The following is a 21653-nucleotide window of genomic DNA, read 5'->3' as shown; positions in this document are numbered from 1 at the left end:
GGGAACTCCTTCCATGTCCGGCTCATTGACGGCCTCTTCGGCCTCGGACCGTTATTTACGTGGATGCCGAGCTGTTGAGCGCCCCGAACGGCACGTGCGCCGTCGGATAATAACCCGACACGCCTTCGATGTGGCCGACCTGATCGTCGATGAAAATATGCGGCCGGAACACCTTCAGCACGCGCGCCTTCTCGATGCCGCCGAGGAAAAAGCATCGTCCACCCGAATGCCGGCCGTCCGCAGCGTCGTCACGACGCGCTCGTGCGCGGGCGCATTGCGAGCCGTCACGATCGCGATCCGGACGCGCGGCGAGTAGTCCGGGTCTCTCTTCTTCTTGTCCCACTCCCGCCGCTGAAGCCGCGCCAGCTCGCTGAAGAACCGAAAAAGCGGTCCGGGCGGCAGCGCCTCCGCCGCCTTCACCCGCTCGCTCTCGTGGAAGCCCTGCATGCCTTGCGCCTGGTAGATGCCCTCCGCCGAATCGTCCGCGATGATGCCGTCGAAGTCGAAGGCGATTCGCAGCTCCTGCTCCCGGTCGTCGTCGACGAACCCGGTCGGGAACACCTGCGCCGCCGGCAGCCCCATCCGGATCGCCGACCGGACGTCGTCGGGATCCGCCGAGAGAAAGAGCGACGCGTTAAAAGCATCCATATACGTGAAGGGATTGCGCCCCGCGACGAACGCCGCGCGCGTGATCGGCAGCCCGTAATGCTGGATCGACTTGAACACGCGCAGCCCCGTATCCGGATCGTTGCGCGACAGCAGCACGGCTTCGACCGGCTGGTCGTCCGGGTCGTTGCCGTTGATCATGAGCAGCCGCTTGATCAGCGGGAAGGCGACGCCGGTATGCAGCACCTCTTCCTCGTGCGCATGCTGGTACTGACGATACTCCTCCTCCCCCTTTTCCTTGAACACCTTGTCCGATGCCTCCAGATTGAACAGGGCGCTGGACGCGACCGCGACGACGAATTTTTCTTCAATAGGAAATGGCATAGGTTCCTCCGTAAATTTAGGCGCGCTCCCGCTTAATCGACGATGATGTCTTCCGGCGGCACCGTAGCAAAAAAGACTGGCATCGTTGTTCATCTGCTCTTGCTCTTCCCAGGTGATTCCATAAGGGAATCCCCAGTCCGTATAGCCGACTATAATAAAGAAGTTTTCATCCTGCCAAGGCTGATCGTCGTTTGCTTTTTTTAGGCGCCGCAGCCGATCGTCGTCTCTCGGCCGCTTTTTGCGCTTTGGCTTTTCGATTCCTGGCCCTTGCCTTCTCTCCATTGCGCCCCTTGGCAATCTCTTCTTTCGTGAGCGTTAACCCGAGCATTTGAAGTTCCTGAACCGCGCAATCCGACGGCACATCGAAGGATTTGCGGTAGTCTCGAATCGGCTTTTTTCCCTTATATCGTTCAAGCCAGCTCTTTCCGAGCGGCAAGCGCTCCGGCCTCGTCAAGCCTTTATGCTTCATAGTCCCTTCCTCTGCCCGTCAAGTCTGCCAACAACTCGTCCGTCCACAATTCCTGATGAAGCTTGGCGCCTTTCTCGGCGATCTCCCGACCAAGCGCCGGGTCCCACTCGAAGACGCTTCGTTGCAGCCGCAGGCGCTCGGCCTCCTGGATCGGCACGCCGATGTGCGCATGCCGACGATAGACGTCCCGATTCATCCGCCATGCGCGGAACCGGCTGCCGAAGCGCCGCTGCAAGCTTTGTGCGATCATCAGGCCCGCGTAGTCCAGGTCCCCCCGAGTAGCGAAGCGCGATATCGGGAAGCGCCGCGAGCAGCCGCTCCAGCAGCCGGATGACGGCCAGCATCGGTTGACCGTTGCCGCAGATGATCACGGGCGCAATCGCAGCCTTCCCCGCACGATCCGCGAGCGCCGCATCGGCGTCCGCGAGCGCGGCGAACACGGCAGGATTCTCGACCATGTGAATCACGGGGGCGCGAATCAGCCTGAGCTGCGCCGCGTCCAGCCGCTCGACCTGCCGCAGCGTCAGGATCCGTTCCTCCGAGCCGTACAGGTCCGGCGCATACAGCATCGCCTGCGAAGACAGGTCGTCATCGGCGACGCCGCAGGCGCGGTACACGTCGCGCAGCAGCATCGCTTGCGTAACGCCGGCATCCGTCGCCGCCCCATTCGGCTCGCCGCCTGTCTCCTCTTCCGTCATCGAAGCCGGCTCGAGATCGAAGATCGACGTCAGCCCCCACCAGAACAGACGCCCGCCCGGCCGCTTCCAATCGAGCGCATGCGCGTCTCCCGTCGCCATAGCTGCCAGAATCGGCAATCTCACGGGCCGCAGCGGAAGCTCCGCAGCCAGCAGCATGCACACCGCGGCCAGCGCATGCCGAAGCGCGAGCTGCGCATCCAGAGGCGACTTCGCGAAGATCAGTCGCAGCGTGCGGGCTCCTGGCGAACGCTCCGCCGCGAGCCCTTCGGCCCACGCGATCGCGCGGCCGTCGCCGTCCGCGTCCTGGATCGCCGCCGCAAGCTCGCCTTCAATCATGCGGTTCCATTCCGCATCGATCAATTGCTGACGCTCGCCGAGCGTGAGCACCGACTCGCCGGCCAGCATCGCGAGCAGCTCCGGCACCGTCAGCCCGAACCGGCTTTTTTGCAGCAAGGCCGCAAATTTTTGGATCGAATAGCGCCTCGTCTCGCCGGCCGCGGGCGGCGGACTGTAGGTCTCATAAAACGCATCCAGCGCCTCTCGCTCGTCCGCCGAAACGTCGTTCAGCGTGACGTATCCCCTTGCGCCGTTTTTCGACGACTGGTACTGCCTCCGCAGCTGCGCCAGAAATCGCGCAAAGCCAGCCTGCCCGAAATATCGGCGAACTTCCGTCTCCTTGCTCATGAACGGCGTTCGTCTCCCCGCTCTCCGAGCGGCTCGAGACGCCTGCCGTTCCAGCGATACCTGAATACCGTCACGTAGTTCGCGTCCTTCGGCCGGTAAATCTCGCTGATGCCTAGTTCGGGAACGGTGTCGTAGCAGCCCCACAGCACCTGGGACGTCATCATATAGTCGAAGTCCATCTCGGATAGCAGGCCGAACAGATCCCGGATATTCTCGTCGTCGACGCCCGCGAACGCCTCGTCGAGCGAGATGATCTTGGGCGCTTCGGGGCTTGCGTCCGCATAGCGCGAATATGTCGCCGCGAACAGCGGGATGTACATGGACATCGCCTTCTCGCCGCCGCTGAGCACGTTAAACCTCGAATCCGTCAGCTCGCGGTACTGCGATTCCTCGCCCTTTTTGTAGCGCAGGGAGAACTGGAACCAGGACCGGTAATCGAGCATGTCGTAAATATGCTTGCGCAGCGTCTCGCGCTCCTCGGCGGCGCCTTGCTTGGCCCACTGGATGCGCGAGCGGAAATGTCCGACGAGCCGCTCCACCTCGTCGTCGTGCAGCAGATGCGCATCCTTGCGCAGCAGAGCGACGAGTTCGTCGCTGTTCAGCTCGTTCTCCGACTGCGCCGCCTTCGGCAGCCACTGCAGCTGCAGCTTGAGGCCGCTCGACGTATCCCGCTCGGCCATCAGCTTGTTCATCGTCTTCATCCATAGTTCGGCCCGCTGAATACGGCTGCGGATCGACTTGCCGACGCTGCGCAGGATGATCTCCTCGAACAGCTCCCGGTCCTTGTCGCTCAGCAGGCTCTCCTGCTCGGCGAGAATCGCGGCCATCTCCGCGAGCAGCGCCGATGGCTTCTGCGGTCGCGTCCGGTCCCGCATCGACAACAATGTGATCCGCCCCGTGTCGGCGATCTCCGCCTCCAGCGCATACTCGCCGAGCAGATGCTTCGACGCGTTGTACTGATCCTGGAGCACGCCGCTCAGCCGCTCCTTGTTGGCGCGGCCGACCCGGCTCTCCAGCAGCTCGACGATTCGCCTGCATGAGGGCAGCCATTGTCGTTCGTCGCCGGCAGCCGGCGCCTCCAGCCCCTCCGTCTCGGGCACGAGCCCGAGCCGCCATTCGGCCGCGAAGTCGGCGAGCCGTCGCTCAAGCCGTTCCGACACCTCCTGCTCCCGACCCGCCAGAACCGACTGACGCTCGAGGAGCACCGCAAAGCGCGTCGCCGCCTGCTTCGCCTCCTCGATCAGCCGCTTCCGGTCCGCCAGCAGCGTCTGCCGCCTCGCCCTCAGTCCGCTGATCCGGGCATGCAGGTCGGCGATGCCCAGCTCCTCCATCAGCTTGCGGAGCTGATCGACCTTGACCCGCAGCGCGAACTTTTTATCGAGCAGCTCGTCGCGCCGCTCCTCCTCGAGCTCTGCCGCCACGCCGTACGCCGCGGCCTGCTCCTCGCTGCGCTCCGCCTCCGCGCTGCGCTGCCGGTACGCCCGCCAGTCGGCATGCAGCTGCGAGATTTTCTCGCCGTAGACGGCGAGCGAATCCAGCGCCTCCCGCAGATCGCGGAGCGTGCGCAGGCGCGACCAGACCGACACCGCCGCCAGAAACGCCTGCTTCAGCTCGCCCCACTGCTGCTGTTTGGCGCGCAGCTGGTCGGCGAGCTTGTGCTCCCGCTCGAGCAGCAGCTTGAATCGCATGGCCGCTTCGTACTGGACCGCCCAGGCTGACAGCAGCGCGCCGCGAGCTTCGTCGTTCGCCGGGAAAGACGCGAGCTCCCGCCCGATCGCCGCGATCGCCTCGTCCTTTTCGCCGATCGCCAGGCCGAGCGCGGCCAGCGTTGCCTCGACCTGCGTCATCTCCTGCGACAGCCGGGCGATCTCCGCCAGCTTGAACTGCCTGCGCGCCTCCTTGCCGATGTACTGCGCCCGGTGCGCCGATCCGTCCGACTTGCCCACGATCGGCCCGAGCTGATAATAATCGCGGCCGACGACCGCGCTCTGGGTCCGATCCAGCGTCTCGGGCGCGAACGCTTCGCCCCAGGCGAACGACCGAAGCGCCGCCTCGACCTGCGCCTCGGACAGACCCGATTCGGCGGAGGGCGTCGGCTTCAGCACGTCCGCCAGCGTATAGCCCCACTCCAGCGGCTGGGCGACGATCCACGCTTCCTCTGCCGCCCCGTCCGCTAGCGCGTAGCTGCCGTCGGCGCGCAGCCAGGCGTCCAGCACGCCGCCGTCCAGCAGCGCCCGCTCGATGCCCGCGCGCTGCTCTTCGCCGATGTGCGCCTGGAACTCGCACAGCTCGTACAACGGCGCGCCTTCGCCCGGCGCATACCCGCTCCGCGTCCGACGCCGCGATTCGCTGCGCGCCGGCTCCGGCTCGCGCTGCCGCTCCCAGGCCAGCTTGTCCGCGGCCAGCCTGTCCAGCTCCTCCTGCGCCAGCTTCGCCTCCTGCGCAAGCGCCAGCTTCGCTTCCACCAGCGCCTGCCGCTGGCGATCCGCTTCACTGCGCACCGGCGCAAGCACCGGCTCGAGCGACTGCCGCTCGTACGACAGCTCGGCGCTCGCGCGCAGCATCGCCTGCACGGCTTCGTCGCCGATCCGCAGCGCGGCAAGCCCCTGCTTCCACATGAGCAGCGATTCCTTCCAGCTTCGCAGCGCGTCGTCGGCGGCTTCCTCCGCCTCACGGCTTGCGCGCTCCGCCAGATCGCGCTCGGCGCGCAGCTCGCCAAGCTGCCTGTCATAGTCCGCGACGAGACGGCCGGCCTCCTGCTCGCGCTCCGCCAAGACGATCGCTTCGCCCAGCGTGCGGCGATGGTCCTCGACGTCCCGGCGCCACGCGCCGAGGAACGCCGTATCAGCCGGCGGCTCCGGCTGCCAGTACCTCGCGTAGACGCCATGATGCGCGAACTCCGTCTCGGCCGTCAGCTCGTCCATCTCCGCCAGCGTATCGCGCTGATTGCCAAGCTGCTCCGCCTGGTCCCTGCGCGCCTTCTCGGCGTCCGATTCCGCCCGCTCCCTGCTGCGGAGCGCGTCCGTCAGCCGCCGCTGCGCTTCGTCGGCGTACCGCTCCGTCTCCTGCAACCCCTGCTCCGCCGCCTCCAGCTCCTGCTGCTTCTCCATCGCTTCGCTGCGGCCGAGCAAATCCAGCTCCGTCTCGACGACGACCGTCTCCGCCTGGTTCGCTTCGCCCGCGGCATCCGCCTCCGTCTGGGAACGCTGCGCCTCCTGCAGCTCCTTCGTCAAGGCCGATAGCTGCCGGCGGGACGCCTCGCGGTCCCGGTGCACGTCCAGCAGTTGCTCGCCGCTTCGGTAGAGCAAATAGCGATTGTACTGCTCGTAGCTGCGGCTCAGCTTGTCCAGCTCCGCCTGATGCAGCTTGAGCTCGTCCAGCCGGTCGGCCAGTTGGTCCATGTCCTCCATCACCTCGGACAGCGGACGCAGCTCCTCCTCGTGCAGCGGCGGCAGCGCCTGCACCAGAATCTCGTAGATCGCGGTCGGCTTGACGTCCTTGGACAGCTTGGGGCTCCGCAGTTGAACGAGCAGCTGCAGCAGGTCCGTATAAGCATCCTTGTCGTGATAGCCGAACAGCGCCCGGTTGACGAGCTCGCGGTACGCCCGCTGCTCCTGCACGACCTGGCCGCCCGCGCCGATCTCCGCCTCCAGCGCCCGCCGGTCGAGCGGATATTTCCCCCTGCCCTCCCGCTCCAACACGCGGTCGTACAGCCAGAAGTTCTCGCCCATGCGGCGGCCGTCCTCCAGCAGGAATCCCCAGAAGCCGACCTGCGCCACGCCGCGTCGCGCACGAAGGCCGATGCCGATCGTCTTATACAGTCCCTTGGCCGGATGCACGAACTCCAGCCACAGGTAGCCGGTCCGGTCCGTATGCTCGTCCTGATCGCCAAGCAAATAATATTCGATCTTGCGGTCCTTCGAGCCGAACGGATCCAGCCGGTGCGGACGCTTGTCGCCGTCCAGCACGAGCGGCACGAAGCTCTGCATCGTGACGGACTTGCCCGCGCCGTTCGTGCCGCGCAGCACGAGGCGTCCGTCTCCAAGCTCGAACTCTTCCTCCTCGTAAAACCAGAAATTCAGTATGCCCGCCCGGTTCATCTGCCAGCGGTCGCGCAATTGTTTTTCCATCGTAGCCTCCTGCCGATCCTTGTTCACGCCTCGGTCCCTTCGTCAAGCGCATAGTCCGCGTTCCACCGCGATACGACCGCCGACACGACGAAGCGCTCCCGATCCTCGCCCTCGGACCGGCGCTTGCCGAGCTTCCATTCGGCCATATGCGCCATCAGCGCTTCGGCCAGCTCGCCCAGGCTTTTCTCCCGGTGCTCCTTGCTCCAATACTCGCCGTATCGCAGCTTCAGCCCGTGGAGCAGCGCCTCGACGTCCGTCCGCGTCAGCTCAAGCGTGCCGTCCTCCTCGATATGCCAGTCCTGCTCGCCGAGCTTCCTCCGCAGCTCCCCCCGCGAACAACAGCGCCAGATCGGAGATGCCGGCCGCCGTCGGGAACAGGTCGCACTCCGCCGTCGGCTCGGGATAGAAGAAGTACAAGCCTTCCCGATAGCGGCTGCCCGCCAGCCCGAACATGAACTGAAGCTGGTCCATAATGGCTCGCCGCTGCGTCACGACGTAGTGCAGCTCCTCCTTGCTCCATTCCCGATCCGCCACGGCGGGCTCCAGCAGAAGCCTGCGGTAGACGCCGTGACGCTTGCGCCGCATGTCTCCGTCCGCCGTCTCCGGGTACACGACCTGCTCGGCGAAGTCGTCCAGCCGCTCATAGACACCCATATCCCGCGGAAAATGGCGAAGCACATAGCGAGAAGAAGGCGCGCATTCGTACAGCACGTTTTTATGCGTGTCGTGGGCCCAATCCGACTCCTCGCCGTCGATATGGCGAAGCACGCCCAGCTCCCTGAGCTTTTTTGAGCGCGCGGACCATCGACAGCCGGTGCTGATAATTTTCCCAGTCCAGACCGATGCCGGACGCGGCGAGCTGCTCCGTCACCTGCTCCACGATATCGGTCAGCACGAACTGGTCCAGCTCGGTCTTCGACTCCAGATACCATAGCGCATACGTAAAAAAAGCATAGTCCCGCGGCTCGCGGAACTCGGAGAAGCCCATCCACGGCTCGGCGACGAGCGGCGCCTTGTCCAGCTTGGCCATCGTCCGCGTCAGAATCAGCAGGAAGCCGGTATGCTCCGCAAACCAGTCCCGCAGCTCCGTATATTGATCCTTCACCCAGTAAAAAAAGCTCCGGATCCTCCTCCTTGGCGATCCAGGGCCGGTTCAGCAGCGCATGCGCGCAGACGCGGCGGCGCTCGTTCCACTGCTCGGCGTCCGCCCGCTTGTTGGCCCGCATGCGCCGAAGCGCATAGGATGTCGTCCCGCCCCTAGCCATGCTGCATGCCTCCTATTTGGACCTCGATTAAATAGTCGGGCATGACCAGCTCGCCGTCCTCGCTGCGCAGCAGCGCGGTCTCTTCCTCATCCGGCATGAGCACCGCGATCGAATGTCCGTCCGCCGTCACGAACGAACGCGAGCTCGCAGCCGTGCAGCGTCCGATCCAGTTAAGCAGGCGCATGCGCTCCTTCGCGCCGAGCAGCGGCAGCTCGCCGATCCGCACGGCGCCGTAGCCCTGCATCCGCTCGACGAACGCCCGCTCCTCCGCCAACTGCGCCTCGACCTGCTCGCGGTACGCCTCCCGCTTGGCCGTATGCGTACGCATCGGTTCCGTCGCCGAGCGGGCCGCCCGCTTGCGGCTGCGCGTTCGAATGAGCCGTATGTTGGGCGGCTCGCTCCAGGTCGAGACGTCGGCCCGCTCCGTCTCGCGCGCATCCTCGCCCTGAAGATGGCGGCTCGGGAAAAGACCGAATACATAGGCCCCCCAGCTTGTGCGCCTCCTCCAGGCTATCCAGCTGCGCGAATCGGCGTCCGAGCCGCTCGAGATCGGCCCGCCGGCTCATTCCGCCGCGCCTTCGCTCCTGCAGCCGCACCGCGCTGCGGACGACCTTGGCGATCGCCTCCTTGGTCGCTTTCTCCAGCAGCGTCAGCTCGCTCGGCTCGGCCTCGCTGCCGACGAACCAGCGCTTCAGGTTGGTCCAACCTTGACGAAGCTCCTCGCGGATCTCTTCTTCGGACTTGCCTTCTTCCAGACGCGGACGCGCCAGCTCGTCCGATACGGCAAGCGCCAGATACGCATCCCGCAGCCCGTCGCCCACGCGCAGCAGCTGCCCCTCGATCCGGTAGGCGCTGCGCTGCAGCCCCTTCACGAAGTGCTGAAGGTAATTCACGAGATTGTCCTTCAGCATCAAGAAGCCGTCGGTCGCCATCATCTCCTCGGCTTGAATCGAATGGATGCTCGCGATAAAGTCGGCCGCATTTTCATGCATCGTCTTGAAGGCCGCGTACAGCTTCTCCCAATTGCCCAGCGCCTCGCCCGGCGCGAACGTATCGGCTTTCTCCCGAATCTCGTGGACGCAGGCGGCGATCTGGTCGAAGTACGTCGTCTCGAGCGAGCCGCCGTACCCTTTGACCTTTTCCAGCGCCTCCAGCATCCGTTCGATTTCTATCGAATAAGGCGTCAGCAAATACTGACTCTTTTTGCGCATATATTCTTCAAGCGAGAGCGCTCGCCCGCCGTCGTGGCGGGAGGCCAGATTGCCCCAGCCTTTGAGACTCTCCAGATCGGACATACACATCTCCAGCGTATAGTTATCGAGCACGCCCGAGGACTTCGCGCCTTCGTAGATCTCTTCCGGCCGCAGCCAATACCGGAGCCGCTGATATTCCACATACACGAACCGCATAATGACGCGATAACGCGCGACGTTCGTCGCCGTCAGATAGCTAAGCTCCGGAACTGCCCGCAAACCCGCAGGCGTAATAAAAGGGCCCAAGTTCAGTACCTCCTTTGACCCTGTTATTTTAACAAAATATAATTCCCCTGTCCCGAATCTTCGGCTTCAGACGGACGATGCGGACGACGGCCCCCCGCAGTCTTCGCTCCCGTTCGACCTTTCATTCGAAAATCAGCATGCCCGTTCGATCCAGTCTGGCGTGCACGTCGGTCGAGGTTTTAGAGAATCGGTGAACGGCGGCACCGACCTGGATGATCGTATCCTCCATCGCTTTAACGATGCGGATGCTCTCTTCCGCAGGCACGGCTATTTTCGTATGTACGGCGCCTCGGGATCCCGCTTCTCCGACGGTGACGCTCTTTGCGGCGACGATCTCCCCTCCGCGAACGGACCCCGTCACCCGGACGCCTCCTCTGGCTCGCAGCTTGGATTGGTAGATACCGAGTCCGGAGACGACGATGTCTCCGCTCGAGTAAACTTCGCTGTTCTGAATAAAGCCCGACTGGATAAAATGAAGCTCGTTGTAATCGCCGGCCTCGGTGTGCCGATAAAGCTGTTCGGCTTCATCGACCGCCGTGCCGAAGGCGTCGACGTCATCGAAGCCTGCCGCCTGAGGGTGCAGGAACACATTGGATATGCGTCTTCCAAAGTTCAGCAGATCAGGCTCCAGCAGCCCCTCTTTTGCCGCCTCTCCTTCTTCCAGCTTCTGCATGAACGCCTTCCATAAGGCCGGAAAGGATTTGAACCGGCTCTCGCAAATTATATTGATCAACGGGCCCAAGCCCGTTCGGCTCAACGTTGACGTCTTAAAGGCGGAAGAGGATTGCAACTGACGGATCGCAGCGTCCATTTGCCTCATTTGCGGCACGATGCCGCCAAGCATATCGTGAATCTCGGATTGCAGAAGATTGCCGACGCCCGCGGTCACGACGCTTCCGATTATATTGCTGCGGACGATGATCGAAGCGCCGGCGCCGACTTTGGCCGAATTCACGTTGCCCCGGACGAGAATGTTGCCTTGCGCCTCTACGCACATCTGATCCTGCACCGAACCGCCGATCTCCACATCGCCGGCGTAGCGGATATTGCCGGTCTCGAGATTGACGTCGTCGCCGATCGATAATTTGGGAAGGATAGAGATTTGCAAGCTGTTTCCCATTTTTTTTGACGACGGGTTGACCGGTCTCGATGGCGACTGCCTTCGTCCCCTCTTCGAGCCAGAGAATCCCCTTTCCTTGCCGGATGCTGATCGGCGGGATCTCGGCGGGAAGGATCACCTCCTCGGTAACCGTCGTCCCATAGATGCCGGGAGTCGGAGGCTGAACGGTGCCCAGCACTTGCCCGCGCTGCGCCGACGGGAACGACGTGCGCTCTCGGTAATCGACGCTGCCGTTGTCGCGCTCCTTAAATTGCTTGCGGACATCGATCTCCGTCAAAGGGAGGAAGTACCCCGGCTTGCCCACGGAAGGCGGCGTTCCCTTCGCGATCGTAAAGACGCCTTTTTCGCGCGTCGTGCAGGCGCGGGCGATCTCCGAATAATCGATGCCGTAATGGATGCCGGCTGCCCTCAGTTCATTCAGGACAACCTCGTAATCGACGACGATCGGTTTTTTTGACTTCATCCATCTCGACCAGCAAAAAGTCGGAAGGCGGCTTGTCCTTAAGAAAGCGCTCGATCCGAAAGCCCGGCACGACCGACAGGGTCGCTGCCATTTTGTCCGGACTCACCCGCAGCTCCCAAGACGGCTCCTCAGCCTCCTGCTCCAGCTCCGCCTCAAGCACGTCTTTCTCGCTAACCATGACCGCTTGCTGAACGCGCTCGCCGTTAACGAACAGCCGGACGTCTTGACCCGGGCCGACGAGCGGAAAACGATCGGGAGCATCCTTGCACCTGATCGTGCCGTTCTCGATCCACACTTTACCTGCTTGTTCCGGCTCGTCCGCCTGTACCGCAACGTCGCGAAGCTCCGCCTTCAAGGGCAGTCGCAAGTCATCGGCCAAATCGGATATGTTCCATTCCGCTTCCGCCGCGGCTTCATCCGCCACGATGCCCGGGTTCGCCTTCAGCGACACGCGAATGACAGAAGGCTTGGCCAGCATTCCCCAAAATCCTTCATTGCCGCGGTCCACGACCTCAAGCTCCATTTGATCCTTATCGACGTTCATCGCTTCCATGGCGCACTTAATCGCTTCTTCCAGATTTCGCCCCGTGAAGGTCATGTTTTCCCTCGAGTAGGTCACTTTCAGATCACCCCTAAGTTATGAGCGCGGAGCCCCGCCCCTCGGCCGTTTCGCCGATTAACCGCGATATGCGCCGCCGCCTCGGATAAGACAGGCAGAAGATGCATCGCTGAAGTCCGGGACATCCCCGCCGGATAACGCAATATGATGCAAATAAAAAAAAATCCAGTCCGAATAGAGGGCTGGATTGGAAATCCTCTCAACTCGGCAATCCGGCTGTCATGGCAACTTGTGCTTTAGACCCGTGATTTTGCGTCCCACTCTTTCGAATGGTTTGCCTTTGCAATTAGAGACAGATGTTATGGGAACCTTTACTTAAAATCCATTTTACATTTTTCGACGAATTCTGTGACAAAAAAAATGCCGCTTTGAAGAAATAAAATGAACATTCCAATGCCATTTTGAATCTTTTGATGTTTGCTTCGATACATTTCGGTTCTTTATGCTCACGAGACGCCGCTCAACGCAGTCCGGCCGTAGAACGTTTTTAACCTCCCTTTCCCGACGGCACGACCCGATACACTCGTTTAGGACCGACATTTTGCAAAATACGGGTCGGCACGCGAGATATTTTCCGTACATCCGCGATCCCTTTTGCGTTTTTCGTAACGGTCAGCCTCAGAATCGCGCCTCTTAATCTGGCCGTATGCCGCGGCAGCTCGGTCGAGACGAAGTTCCCCAAGGAGGATGCCGCTACCCGATTCAGGACCCGTCCGTCCCGGTCCTTCATCTTGTACATTTTGATCGGATGCAGCACGTGGGGATGCGCGCCGAGCACGACGTTTACGCCATTTCGGAACAATTGATGCATCAGGCGGACCTGGCCCCGATCGGGCCGCGAACGGAATTCTTTGCCGAAATGCAGGCATACGACGATAAAATCGGCCGCGCGCTTTAGGCTGCGCACGTCCGCCGTTATTTTACTGCGCGCGATCCGGTTGACCATCCAGGGCGCCGGCACGCGTATACCATTGGTTCCGTACGTATATGCCAAAAAGCCGATCCGGATTCCCTTCACGTTGACGATAAGCCTCCGGCGGGATTCCTGCGTGGAACGGGACGTGCCCGTATGCCGCAAGCCGTGCCGATCGAGGACATTCAGCGTCCGCTTCAATCCGGCCGACGTCCCGTCCATGCAATGATTGTTGGCCGTGCTCAGCACATCGAAGCCGAGGCCGCGGAGCGTAGCCGCGAATGCGTCCGGCGAGCTGAACAGCAGCTTGCCGGGCTTTCCTCTGAACCCGCTGCCGGAGAAGGTCGTCTCCAGATTGCCGATCGTGAGGTCCGCTTTACGCAGGTAGGGCTTTACCCGTGAAAATATAGGCGAAAATCCGCCTTCTCGCGCGGCCGAAGCGATCATGTTCTTTTTCATCAACAAGTCCCCGACCGCAGCCAACGTGATGGTTGTCATCGCCCGCTTCTCTCCTTCTTAAATTACGGATGCATCATGTTATGTGGGGAGTTGGGGACTGCGTGCGCCGGGCAAACGCACAAAAAAATCCGGCGCCAGATGGGCCGGATTTTGAAAATCGTGCGCGCGGTTAAAGCCTCGGATCCATTTCCTTCTCCCTGGCGACCTCGAACAGCAGGTTGGCCGCAATCTGATTAAACGACTCGTTTTCCGGCTCGATATCCGACAGCTTGATCGCCAGCATCTGCTTGCCCAGCCGGTGCTCGCTCAGCGAGGTTCGCAGCTTGGGCGCGATGTTCTTCTGCTTGATCAGCTTGCCGTATTTATGCGGAAACTTGTAGTCGTACCCGTAGATGATCGACAGATAGCCGGGATTGCGCACCTTCATATACGGGACCGTGCCGGGATGCTCAAGCTCGGGCTTGATGACGATGCCTTCCATGCCGTTCTCGACGGTGAGTCTGGAGAAAAAAGCTTCGGCGTCCGCATAGGCGGCGGGATTCTCGAGGTCCAGCACCATGTATTCGTCGTCCGACACGAAGCGGTAGTTGACCGAAGTCTTGTCATCGGGTAGCCGCTCGTCGCCGTTCTCGCCGACCTCCTTGAGCAGCGCAAAAGGCTTGTAGACGATCTCGGCATCTCCCGCATACAGCTCAAGCTGGCGCCTGTACACTTCGAAGGCCGCTTCATGCTGCGCCAAAGGTACACGCGTATCCCGAATGCCGCGAACGAACTTGTACGTCTGATACTGATGCGTGCCGTATTTTTCGTTCAGCGCTTCCTTGGTCGCGTGATGCTGATCCTGCTCGAACCCGCTGTTCTCCCAGGTCTCCACCAGCTCGCCCAGCGCCTTTTCGAACCCGTGCGTTTTCAGGAAATCCAGCTCCGTCTCCAGCGCCTTCCCGATCGGCCGGAACTGCCGTTCGATCAGCCCTTCGCCCAGCGCCTTCCACGGCAGCAGCTCTCCGTCGAGCACCAGCATGGCGATTCCCCGCTCCGACATATACGGTCCGAACTTCCGCTGCAAGCGCTCGTAAATCGGCAGCATGTCCACGGCCTTGACCTGATAGCCGTTGCGGCTGACCGCGCGGCACTGCTCGATATCGCGATGCAAATACACGTTGCATCTGGAGCCCATGTACTTCGGCTGCAACACGACCTCGCTCACGCCGCGCTCCGCGAAGTAGGCGAGCCCCTTGCGCAGCGATTCGAGTTCGCCCGCATCCAGGTCCTTGTCCGCCGGCGACATCGTGCCCGAGATATAGTTGATGCGGTGGCGGGCGCAATAGCGCAGCCTGCGGACGGACTCGGCGTCCAGCTCCAGCAGCTTGACCTTCCGCTCCTCCCGGAACAGCGTCGGCAGCTCCTCGTGGAAAGCGGCGGTTTGCGATTTGCGGCTCTTGAAAAACGGCTTATACGACATCCGCACGCCCGTCAGCAGGTTGCCGTGCGCGCAGCCGGTGTCGAGATGAATTTTGTTTTTGATCCGAAAGGCTTGCTTCGCCGCGACGTGTCCGAACAGGTGGTACGGGTGGTTGCCCGTCGCTTCCTCGCGCAGGAAATGCAGCTGATCTTCCGCAGCAAGCGCGCGGTCGAGCCTGAAATTCCGCTGACGGCGCAGCGATTCGGCCTCTAGCTTGCCGATATGCACGCTGCGGCAGGGCGCATGCGTGACATAGTACGAAGATCTGCCGTCGCCGCCGATGTGCCGATAAAAGGGGCGGGACGCTTCCGCAAGCTCGGCGAATTTTCCGTACAACACCTTGTCGGCTTGCAGCGCAGGAATGGAGTCGAAATACGCATCCGTCAGCTGCGCGTCGGCGCCTTTGATTTCCCCGTTCATATACTTCAGCACGAAGTTCTCATGGTTGCCGAGCACAAACAGGAAATGCTCCCGGTTGCGATGCAGGAACTCGACGATCTCCCGCGTATGCTTGCCCTTGTCGATCCAGTCGCCAACCAAAATTACCTTCGCGTCCCGCACCTTGTCCGTCGGCACCATGCGCCCGCCCTCGATGCGGTAGCCGAAGTCCGTCAGCAGTCCCTGCAGGTCCGCAACGCATTCGTGGACGTCTCCGATTACGATATACTCCGCATCCCTCGGCAGCACCGACGCCGCGTACTCGTTCCAATTTTCCACCGCGATCCGGTATTCCGGGTTGGCCCGCCGCTCCTCCGGGAAATAGAAATCCTTGGCCCGCACCTTGTGGATCTTGTCGTAGCCCTCGCGCGACAGCACGGGCAGCACGTCCTTGCGAAGCCGGTTCAAATGCGCGGTGATCAGCTTCTTGGACCGCTCGGAAGCATAGTAGTCGTTGCGTCTGCGATAATCAAACAGCACGACTTCGATATGGTAGTGGTTGTCGCGGGCGATGTCCCGCACCTTGGCGCGGAAGTCCTCGGCCAACCCGAGCGTATCGACGATAACGAACTCGGCATTGATCGGAAACGAAGTGACCAGCTTCAAGCGCTCAAATAGCAATTGGAACGCATGCGAACTCGACTCCAGCATCAGCTGCTCGTATTTGTCGTAAGCGTAGCCGAGCAATTCCTGCCGGATGGCGTCCGACGACAAATACTGCACGTTGGTCCACAAGCCCCGCGCCTCATCCGTCAGACGCAGCTGCGGCATCATCACTTCTTTTGCAAACGTCGTCTTGCCGCATTCGCTTGAGCCGACCAGCATAAATATCGTATGCACGCGCGTCGCCATCTCCATGCGCTACCCCTCCCCCTCTGCGGACGATGACGCCCTGCGTCGTATGAACGCCGTCCACCCGATCTCCGATTTCGACAAACTCGCAATCGAGCGGCAGCCCTTGTACCGTATCTGCAAACCATTGCCGGAACGCCGCCTGGCCCAATTCCCACTTATGATCCTCATGCCGGAACCCTTCCAGCTCGTAATACCGGTTGAAGTCCGCGTTCGGCGTCGTCACGATCAACCGTTCGAAATCGACCTCGGTGCCGATGTGCCGGACAAACGCCGCTGCGTCCTCCAGGCTCATATGCTCGACAACCTCCGTGAGGATGACGTCGACCTGCTCGCCGTTGTATGTTTCGAGGAAGCGGTCGAGCGAACCGAACGTCGCGATATTGTCTATCTCCTTGGCAGCCGCTTTTCTCGCAACGGTATCCAGCAGCTCTTCGTCGATGTCCACCGCGTAATAAGCGCTCTCCAGCTTGCCCGCAAACGGAATCGCATAAAAGCCCTCGCCGCAGCCAATGTCGAGGATCGGTTTGTCGAAAGGCAGCACGCCCGCAATGAAGCTGCGCCGCTGCATCGCCGTACCGCCGAACGCCAATTCGATGGCATATCGGTCCGTCCGCTCCACGACTGCCTTGTACTTCTTGAACCGCTCTCGCGAATGAAGGAAGTTTCTCGCAAACAGGCTGCGAATGAAAAACGGCGCATCGATGACGTTCAGGCTGGGAACGTACTTGTCGAGCACGACGTCCGAGATGTCGATCTGCTCGTCTCCAAACATCGACAGGAACAGGCACAGCACACTGGCAACATGCAGCAGACCGTACAGGCTTTTTCGCGTGGCGATCGTGAGCGCGTAGCTTTTGTGCGCCCGGTGCTCCAGCGTGAAGGAATAATCGGTCAGGTGCTTTTCAAAAAAATCAATGTAGCGAAGCCGGTCGACGTGGATCATATTGATGAAAAAAGACGTGCTCGCAGCCTTCCGCGTCCCGGTCGTCGTGCTTTTTTGAACGGCGCCGCGAAAAATTCGTTAATCGCGCTCAGCGGAAGCAGCGGCGTGTTGTACCGGGAGACGTTCAAGTACTCGAAGCGCTCGTCTTCCTGCTTTTTTATATGAAATATCGTTGTCGGCGTCCTTGAAGTAAACGTTGTACGTCGAATCGTCCGAGTACCAGCCATAGGCCATGCCTTGGCGGATCTGCCGCAGCTGCATGCCGGTAGAAGGATTTTTGCGGATCAGAAACGTAAACTGCGGATGGCTCGACTTGAGCTGAACGATGGCCATTAAAAATCATCCTCTCTGTGGCGGGCGATAAGGCTGGTGGACAACTAGTCCTTGTACGGATCGAACTCGTCCGCGCCCGCCATGCATACCCCGATCGGCTTCAGCACGTGCAGCACGTCGATCGTCTCGGCATGCGCGTCCAGCACCTCCTGCAGCCGGCGATAGACGAACGGACTCTCGTCCGTTCCCGCGCCACGGAGCTCGACGCCGAACTCGCGGACCGCCAGCTCCATCTGCTCCGGCGTGATCAGGCCGCCCGAACGGGTACGCGTCTTCCAATTCATCTTGCCGGCCGCCTGCGTGCGGCTCATCACGCGGCCCGCGCCGTGGACCGTGCTGTAGAAGGAATCGCGGTTTTCCGCCGTATCCTTGCCGCGCACGATGACCGAGATATCGCCCATGCTGCCGCCGATGAACCCAAGCTGTCCCGGCGCCGAAGGCGTCGCGCCTTTGCGCACGACGATCGTATCCTTGCCGCCGTGCGTCTCGCGCCACGCGTAGTTATGATGGTTGTGCACCTCGAAGTCCGACTCCGCGCCCAGGATCGCCAGCACCTGCCGGATCACGTAGTCGCGCCCGGCATACGCATAACGGCCGGCCAGCTTCATCGCCCTGTAATACAGATCTCCGAGCTCGCTGTCCAGATCGAACAGCACGGGCGGCTGATCCATCTTTTCCCCGGGGGGCGTTGCCCAGAAATTCGCGTCCGGCCGCCAGGTTCAGGAAGCCGCTGGCCGTCCTGTGGCCGAAGCCCCGGCTGCCGAAGTGATTGCCGATCCATAGGCGGTCCGTGGCGGGTTCGACGAACAAGTCGACGTAATGATTGCCGCTGCCGACCGTTCCGAGTTGGTCGCGGGCAAGCTTCTTCAGCTTGTCGTGCTCCTGCCGCCCGATCGCCGCATATACGCTCCAATCCGGATCGTCGAACAGCTCGTGATCGACCGGCTCGCTGTTGATGCGACCGATGCCGAAAGACACCTTGCGCGCGATCCGGTCCATGATATCGGCGAGGCGAGGCAGTACGTCGCATGCCATCAGGTTCGTGCGCACGGCCTTGTTGCCGCAGCCGATGTCGTAGCCCACGCCGGAAGGCGAGATCTGGCCGTCATACGCGATCACGCCGCCGATCGGCTGGCTGTAGCCTTTGTGATGGTCGGCCATCAGCAGCGCCTGAACGACGTTGCCGTGCACCGCGCAGGTTTTCGCTTGGGAGAGCGCGCTCTCGTCGGGCTTGCCCCAGACGCGCACGCCGTCTATCGTTTGATAGGTCATGTTGTATCGTTACGCTCCTTTATGTTGCAATAATGAACAGCGGCTACGCGCCCCATACCTCCCGCAGCGCCGACCGGAACAGCGCGTCCAGCCGGTCGTCCAGGCGCTCGGCCCTGGATGACTGCGAGGCGGCGATTCGCTCCAGATGAGCGAGCCGCTCCTCCAGATAATCGTTGACTACGGCGAGCCGCGGCTCGTAGTCAAGCTCTTCGCCCGCTTTTTTGCGGGCCAGCAACTGCTGCACCGTGCGCCAGAGCTTTCCGTCCCGCGGGAGGAGCCGGTTCGTCAGGACGTCGAACGCCATCGGCGGCATGTCGCCGTACCGCTCGATCCACTCGCACGCCAGCACGGGGCGCAGCACGTAGAAATACTTTTTAATTTTGACCCGATCGCCCTGCAGGTACGTCCGGTAGTTGCCGCGGGCCATGTTCAGGTAGTGATACATGCAGGACTTCGGCGAAAAGGTAAGCGGCGAGATCGCGCGCAGCTGCTCCGCCACGGTGTAGCGCTCGGCGTACCGGATCGGCGACTGCAGCCATTCGAGCAGCGGCGGGTTGGACTTGCGGTACAGGTTCAGCGCCTTGCGCAAATCCCAACCGCTGATGTCCAATTGATCGCTGATCGGCCGCTCGATGACATCTCTTTTATCGTATATAGACAAGTACCAGTCCGGCTCGCGCACGTAGACGAACCGTACGTCGTAGTCGCTGTCCTGCGACGGGAAGCCCCAAGCGCGGCTGCCCGATTCGCACGCATACAGGATGCGGACGTTCTCTTCCCGCTCGAGCCGATCCAACTGATCGCTTATCGTTTTTCTGATCGTTTCCATCTGAAAATCACCTCTATGTAGAACGGCGGCTCCGGTAGTCCGAAGCCTGCCGCCCTGCTGTCGTAATGCGCTGCGATTTCCCCATTCCCGCCCTCGCCCGAATCCTGCCGATCTGCACGCGGTAGTTACATTGATTGGTGCACGTTACGCGCGTCACCTTGCTGGGCTCATGATTGATAGGTTGGACATGGCCCCCGTGTCCGCTCAAGTCCAACGTTCCCCGTTGGCGGGTTGTGCACGCCTCGGCTGATTCGGACTACCTTCGCAGCTACGTCTCGATGAGTTCCGTCGTCCAGTTCATCTCTTGAATGCGAAAATCCATCTCCCGGTAGGCTTTGGACAGCGCATCCACGCGAGCTTGAAGCTGCACGACGTCCACCGTCCGCTCGAATCGGACCTCCGAACGGCTGAATCGGTCCTGCTTGATCGACGCCTGCTCAAGCAGACCGGCGAGCAGCTTGCGATGCTGCATGAGACGGTCCCGCTCCGCCAGCGCGTCCGAGATGCTCAGCTCCGCGTTAAACGGCGTCGCCGCATTCGTCTTGTTGATCTTGCGCACCCAAGACGTCTGCTCGGCGAGCGTCTGCTCCAGCTCCGCCAGCAGCAGGGTTGGGTCCTCCGCGGGCGTTTCGCCCTCTTGTACCTTCACGACCCGCTCCAGCCGCTGCCGCAGCTGCGCGATTTTTTTCTGGCTGTCCGCCCTGCGGACCAGCGCCTCTGCCAGCTTCATTTTTAAGCACCTCTTCCTCTAGTTATCGATATCGATCGCTTCGATCCGTTCGACCATGGAGCCGTAGCCCCTGGCCGACTGCGCGATGTAGCTCAGCACCGTGTCACTCCAGCCGTAGATATAGAACGTACCGGGATCCTGCTGTGGCACCATCGCGCCACGGTAAGGCGAGACGTCGACGATAAACGCCTTGACGCCGGGGTTCACCTTCGCCCTGTACTTCGCCAGCGCTTCGTAGAACGGACTGCCCGCATTTTGCTGTTCGTCCGTGATGATGACGATCTGCTCGACCTTGTGCCGCTTTGCCAGCAGCTTGCGCACCGGCGCGCCCGTATCCGTGCCGCCTCGCGTCCGGATGCGCTCCGCCTGCGACAGGATGCTGTCCCTGCGCGAAGGCTTCGCATCCTCGGCGACGGTGTCGAACAGCCAGAACAGGGAGTCGCCTTCCGTCTTCTTGTACAGCGCCAACGCGAACACCGAGCCGATCTGCAGGTAGTCGCCGGTCATCGAGCCCGAGATGTCGAGGAAGATCGCCGTACGGCCTTCGAGATCCGGCAGATGCTCAAACGTATACTCCGCCGCGTCCCGCAGCGCGTCACGCAGAACCGGATGCTCCACCTGCCGGAACGCCTTGGCGAACCGGAACGGCAGAATCCTCGCCTTGGCAAGCGCGCGCCGGTCGGTTAGCCGATCGGTCACCGCCTGCAAGTTGTGCCGCTCCTCCAGCACCCCGGCCCGCTCAAGCGCGTTCAGATGACGGAGCAGCGCGAACGTCGGCATCTGGCCGATCAGCGCTTCCCAGATCGCCTTGGTCGGCTTCACCGCGCCCGTGACGACCTCGTGCGGCAGCTTGCCCGTCTCGATCCAGTACAGCCGCTCGGCCTCGGACGTCGCTTGCTTGAGCTGCTCCAGCGCATGGACCTGCGGCAGCAGCGACAGGTTCGCCTCCTGGCCCCGCAGGTACCGGTAGAGCGCCTGCTGCTTCAGGTCCGCCGGCTTCGGGTGCGCCGTCGCGATCGCGTCGCCGAGGCTGTAGCCCCGGCCCCGGCCGTTGTACTTGACGGCCCAGTATTCGGATACGCCGGCCAGAAACCGGTTCACTTGCCGCTTCACGGCCCGGCCGCCCTCCCCCCGGCCCATCCCCTGGAGGATCGTCAGGAAGTCGGACAGGTCGGACGGAATCTGCACGACCTTAAGGAAGATCCTCGCGAACAGGTCGGGCCGGTACGCCGACAGGATCGCGAGGCCGTAGAGCGGCTGAAGCCGCATGTAGCCTTCGCCCCGCGCATAGACGAGCGCCTTGGCCATGAACTGCGGATCGCGCTGCGCCATCTCGCGATGGAGCGCTTCGGCTTCGATCAGCAGCGACTGACCGTCTGCGTAAAACGTGTTGCCCATCGTATTGGTGACCAGCGTCTGCACGTACCGCTCCTCGGCGGAACGTTCGTAAGCCGGATAGCCATCCAGGTTCAATGTCGTCGG

At 61.9% G+C, this 21653-nt stretch carries 16 protein-coding genes, 6 pseudogenes and 1 riboswitch; all 22 genes and pseudogenes read right to left on the bottom strand.

All coding sequences use genetic code 11. The annotated features are described in order from the left end of the window. Positions 1 to 55 precede the first annotated feature (55 nt). Positions 56 to 990, bottom strand: a pseudogene (locus OMP40_RS09095) (5'-nucleotidase). A gap of 458 nt (positions 991 to 1448) precedes the next feature. Continuing rightward, positions 1449 to 1709 carry a DUF2399 domain-containing protein gene (locus OMP40_RS41385; protein WP_420871915.1) on the bottom strand — a complete coding sequence of 87 codons (261 nt, stop codon included), beginning with the start codon at positions 1707 to 1709 and terminating at the stop codon, positions 1449 to 1451. Between the two features lie 52 nt (positions 1710 to 1761). Further along, positions 1762 to 2841: pseudogene (locus OMP40_RS09090) on the bottom strand (TIGR02679 domain-containing protein); the annotation flags it as partial. Then, entirely contained in the window at positions 2838 to 6971 is a 4134-nt protein-coding gene (locus OMP40_RS09085) for a TIGR02680 family protein (RefSeq protein WP_277530808.1), read from the bottom strand. The pseudogene OMP40_RS09090 and the gene OMP40_RS09085, both read right to left, overlap by 4 nt. A 23-nt stretch (positions 6972 to 6994) precedes the next feature. Continuing rightward, positions 6995 to 7237: a DUF2398 family protein gene (locus OMP40_RS09080; RefSeq protein WP_277533067.1), complete on the bottom strand. Its 243-nt coding sequence runs from the start codon at positions 7235 to 7237 to the stop codon at positions 6995 to 6997. A gap of 1 nt (position 7238) precedes the next feature. Next, the gene (locus tag OMP40_RS09075; RefSeq protein ID WP_277530806.1) at positions 7239 to 7739 is read right to left on the bottom strand and encodes a DUF2398 family protein; all 501 of its coding nucleotides are present in this window, start codon (positions 7737 to 7739) and stop codon (positions 7239 to 7241) included. After that, positions 7687 to 8076, bottom strand: coding sequence for a DUF2398 family protein (locus OMP40_RS09070; RefSeq protein ID WP_277530804.1), 390 nt, complete (start codon positions 8074 to 8076; stop codon positions 7687 to 7689). The genes OMP40_RS09075 and OMP40_RS09070 overlap by 53 nt, the downstream gene beginning before the upstream one ends. A 152-nt stretch (positions 8077 to 8228) precedes the next feature. Then, a complete protein-coding gene (locus OMP40_RS09065) occupies positions 8229 to 8750 on the bottom strand; it encodes a DUF2397 family protein (protein ID WP_277533065.1) in 522 nt (173 codons plus the stop codon). A gap of 31 nt (positions 8751 to 8781) precedes the next feature. Further along, positions 8782 to 9645 (bottom strand): annotated as a pseudogene (locus tag OMP40_RS09060) (TIGR02677 family protein); the annotation flags it as partial. Between the two features lie 211 nt (positions 9646 to 9856). Then, positions 9857 to 10843: a FapA family protein gene (locus tag OMP40_RS09055; RefSeq protein ID WP_277530802.1), complete on the bottom strand. Its 987-nt coding sequence runs from the start codon at positions 10841 to 10843 to the stop codon at positions 9857 to 9859. A gap of 70 nt (positions 10844 to 10913) precedes the next feature. Beyond that, a pseudogene (locus OMP40_RS41380) lies at positions 10914 to 11318 on the bottom strand (flagellar assembly protein A); the annotation flags it as partial. Next, a complete protein-coding gene (locus tag OMP40_RS09050; protein ID WP_277530801.1) occupies positions 11269 to 11937 on the bottom strand; it encodes a Jag N-terminal domain-containing protein in 669 nt (222 codons plus the stop codon). The gene OMP40_RS09050 and the pseudogene OMP40_RS41380, both read right to left, overlap by 50 nt. Before the next feature lie 203 nt (positions 11938 to 12140). Beyond that, positions 12141 to 12226: riboswitch (cyclic di-GMP riboswitch) on the bottom strand. A gap of 198 nt (positions 12227 to 12424) precedes the next feature. Continuing rightward, entirely contained in the window at positions 12425 to 13348 is a 924-nt protein-coding gene (locus tag OMP40_RS09045; RefSeq protein WP_277530800.1) for a CapA family protein, read from the bottom strand. A 130-nt stretch (positions 13349 to 13478) separates the two neighbouring features. Continuing rightward, positions 13479 to 16067 carry a metallophosphoesterase gene (locus tag OMP40_RS09040; RefSeq protein WP_277530798.1) on the bottom strand — a complete coding sequence of 863 codons (2589 nt, stop codon included), beginning with the start codon at positions 16065 to 16067 and terminating at the stop codon, positions 13479 to 13481. Then, complete coding sequence (locus OMP40_RS41375) at positions 15955 to 16632, bottom strand: class I SAM-dependent methyltransferase (protein ID WP_420871953.1); 678 nt, start codon at positions 16630 to 16632, stop codon at positions 15955 to 15957. Before OMP40_RS41375 ends, OMP40_RS09040 begins: the two co-directional genes overlap by 113 nt. Before the next feature lie 45 nt (positions 16633 to 16677). Further along, positions 16678 to 17055: pseudogene (locus OMP40_RS41370) on the bottom strand (SAM-dependent methyltransferase); the annotation flags it as partial. Beyond that, the gene (locus OMP40_RS41365) at positions 17004 to 17135 is read right to left on the bottom strand and encodes a hypothetical protein (RefSeq protein ID WP_420871914.1); all 132 of its coding nucleotides are present in this window, start codon (positions 17133 to 17135) and stop codon (positions 17004 to 17006) included. The pseudogene OMP40_RS41370 and the gene OMP40_RS41365, both read right to left, overlap by 52 nt. Then, positions 17086 to 17340, bottom strand: coding sequence for a hypothetical protein (locus OMP40_RS41360; RefSeq protein WP_420871913.1), 255 nt, complete (start codon positions 17338 to 17340; stop codon positions 17086 to 17088). Before OMP40_RS41360 ends, OMP40_RS41365 begins: the two co-directional genes overlap by 50 nt. A gap of 44 nt (positions 17341 to 17384) precedes the next feature. Next, a pseudogene (locus OMP40_RS09030) lies at positions 17385 to 18612 on the bottom strand (RtcB family protein). A gap of 43 nt (positions 18613 to 18655) precedes the next feature. Further along, positions 18656 to 19441, bottom strand: a complete 786-nt coding sequence (locus OMP40_RS09025) for a nucleotidyltransferase domain-containing protein (protein WP_277530795.1) — start codon at positions 19439 to 19441, stop codon at positions 18656 to 18658. A gap of 268 nt (positions 19442 to 19709) precedes the next feature. Further along, positions 19710 to 20171 carry a DIP1984 family protein gene (locus OMP40_RS09020; RefSeq protein WP_277530794.1) on the bottom strand — a complete coding sequence of 154 codons (462 nt, stop codon included), beginning with the start codon at positions 20169 to 20171 and terminating at the stop codon, positions 19710 to 19712. An 18-nt stretch (positions 20172 to 20189) separates the two neighbouring features. Further along, positions 20190 to 21644 (bottom strand): TROVE domain-containing protein, encoded by a 1455-nt coding sequence (locus OMP40_RS09015; protein WP_277530793.1) that lies wholly within the window; start codon positions 21642 to 21644, stop codon positions 20190 to 20192. Positions 21645 to 21653: the final 9 nt, after the last annotated feature.

It is taken from the genome of Cohnella rhizosphaerae (assembly GCF_029525575.1).
Classification (GTDB): Bacteria; Bacillota; Bacilli; order Paenibacillales; family Paenibacillaceae; genus Cohnella; species Cohnella rhizosphaerae.
The sequence above is the reverse complement of the archived record's forward strand: the minus strand, read 5'-3'. Positions and strand labels throughout refer to the sequence as shown.

Excerpts from the sequence above, each read along its gene's own strand:
- OMP40_RS09045 (WP_277530800.1), bottom strand. The coding sequence starts at position 13,348 with ATGACAACCATCACGTTGGCTGCGGTCGGGGACTTGTTGATGAAAAAG.
- OMP40_RS09020 (WP_277530794.1), bottom strand. The coding sequence starts at position 20,171 with ATGAAGCTGGCAGAGGCGCTGGTCCGCAGGGCGGACAGCCAGAAAAAA.
- OMP40_RS41360 (WP_420871913.1), bottom strand. The coding sequence starts at position 17,340 with ATGGCCATCGTTCAGCTCAAGTCGAGCCATCCGCAGTTTACGTTTCTG.
- OMP40_RS09040 (WP_277530798.1), bottom strand. The coding sequence starts at position 16,067 with ATGGAGATGGCGACGCGCGTGCATACGATATTTATGCTGGTCGGCTCA.
- OMP40_RS09025 (WP_277530795.1), bottom strand. The coding sequence starts at position 19,441 with ATGGAAACGATCAGAAAAACGATAAGCGATCAGTTGGATCGGCTCGAG.
- OMP40_RS41385 (WP_420871915.1), bottom strand. The coding sequence starts at position 1,709 with ATGATCGCACAAAGCTTGCAGCGGCGCTTCGGCAGCCGGTTCCGCGCA.
- OMP40_RS41375 (WP_420871953.1), bottom strand. The coding sequence starts at position 16,632 with ATGCAGCGGCGCAGCTTCATTGCGGGCGTGCTGCCTTTCGACAAACCG.
- OMP40_RS09085 (WP_277530808.1), bottom strand. The coding sequence starts at position 6,971 with ATGGAAAAACAATTGCGCGACCGCTGGCAGATGAACCGGGCGGGCATA.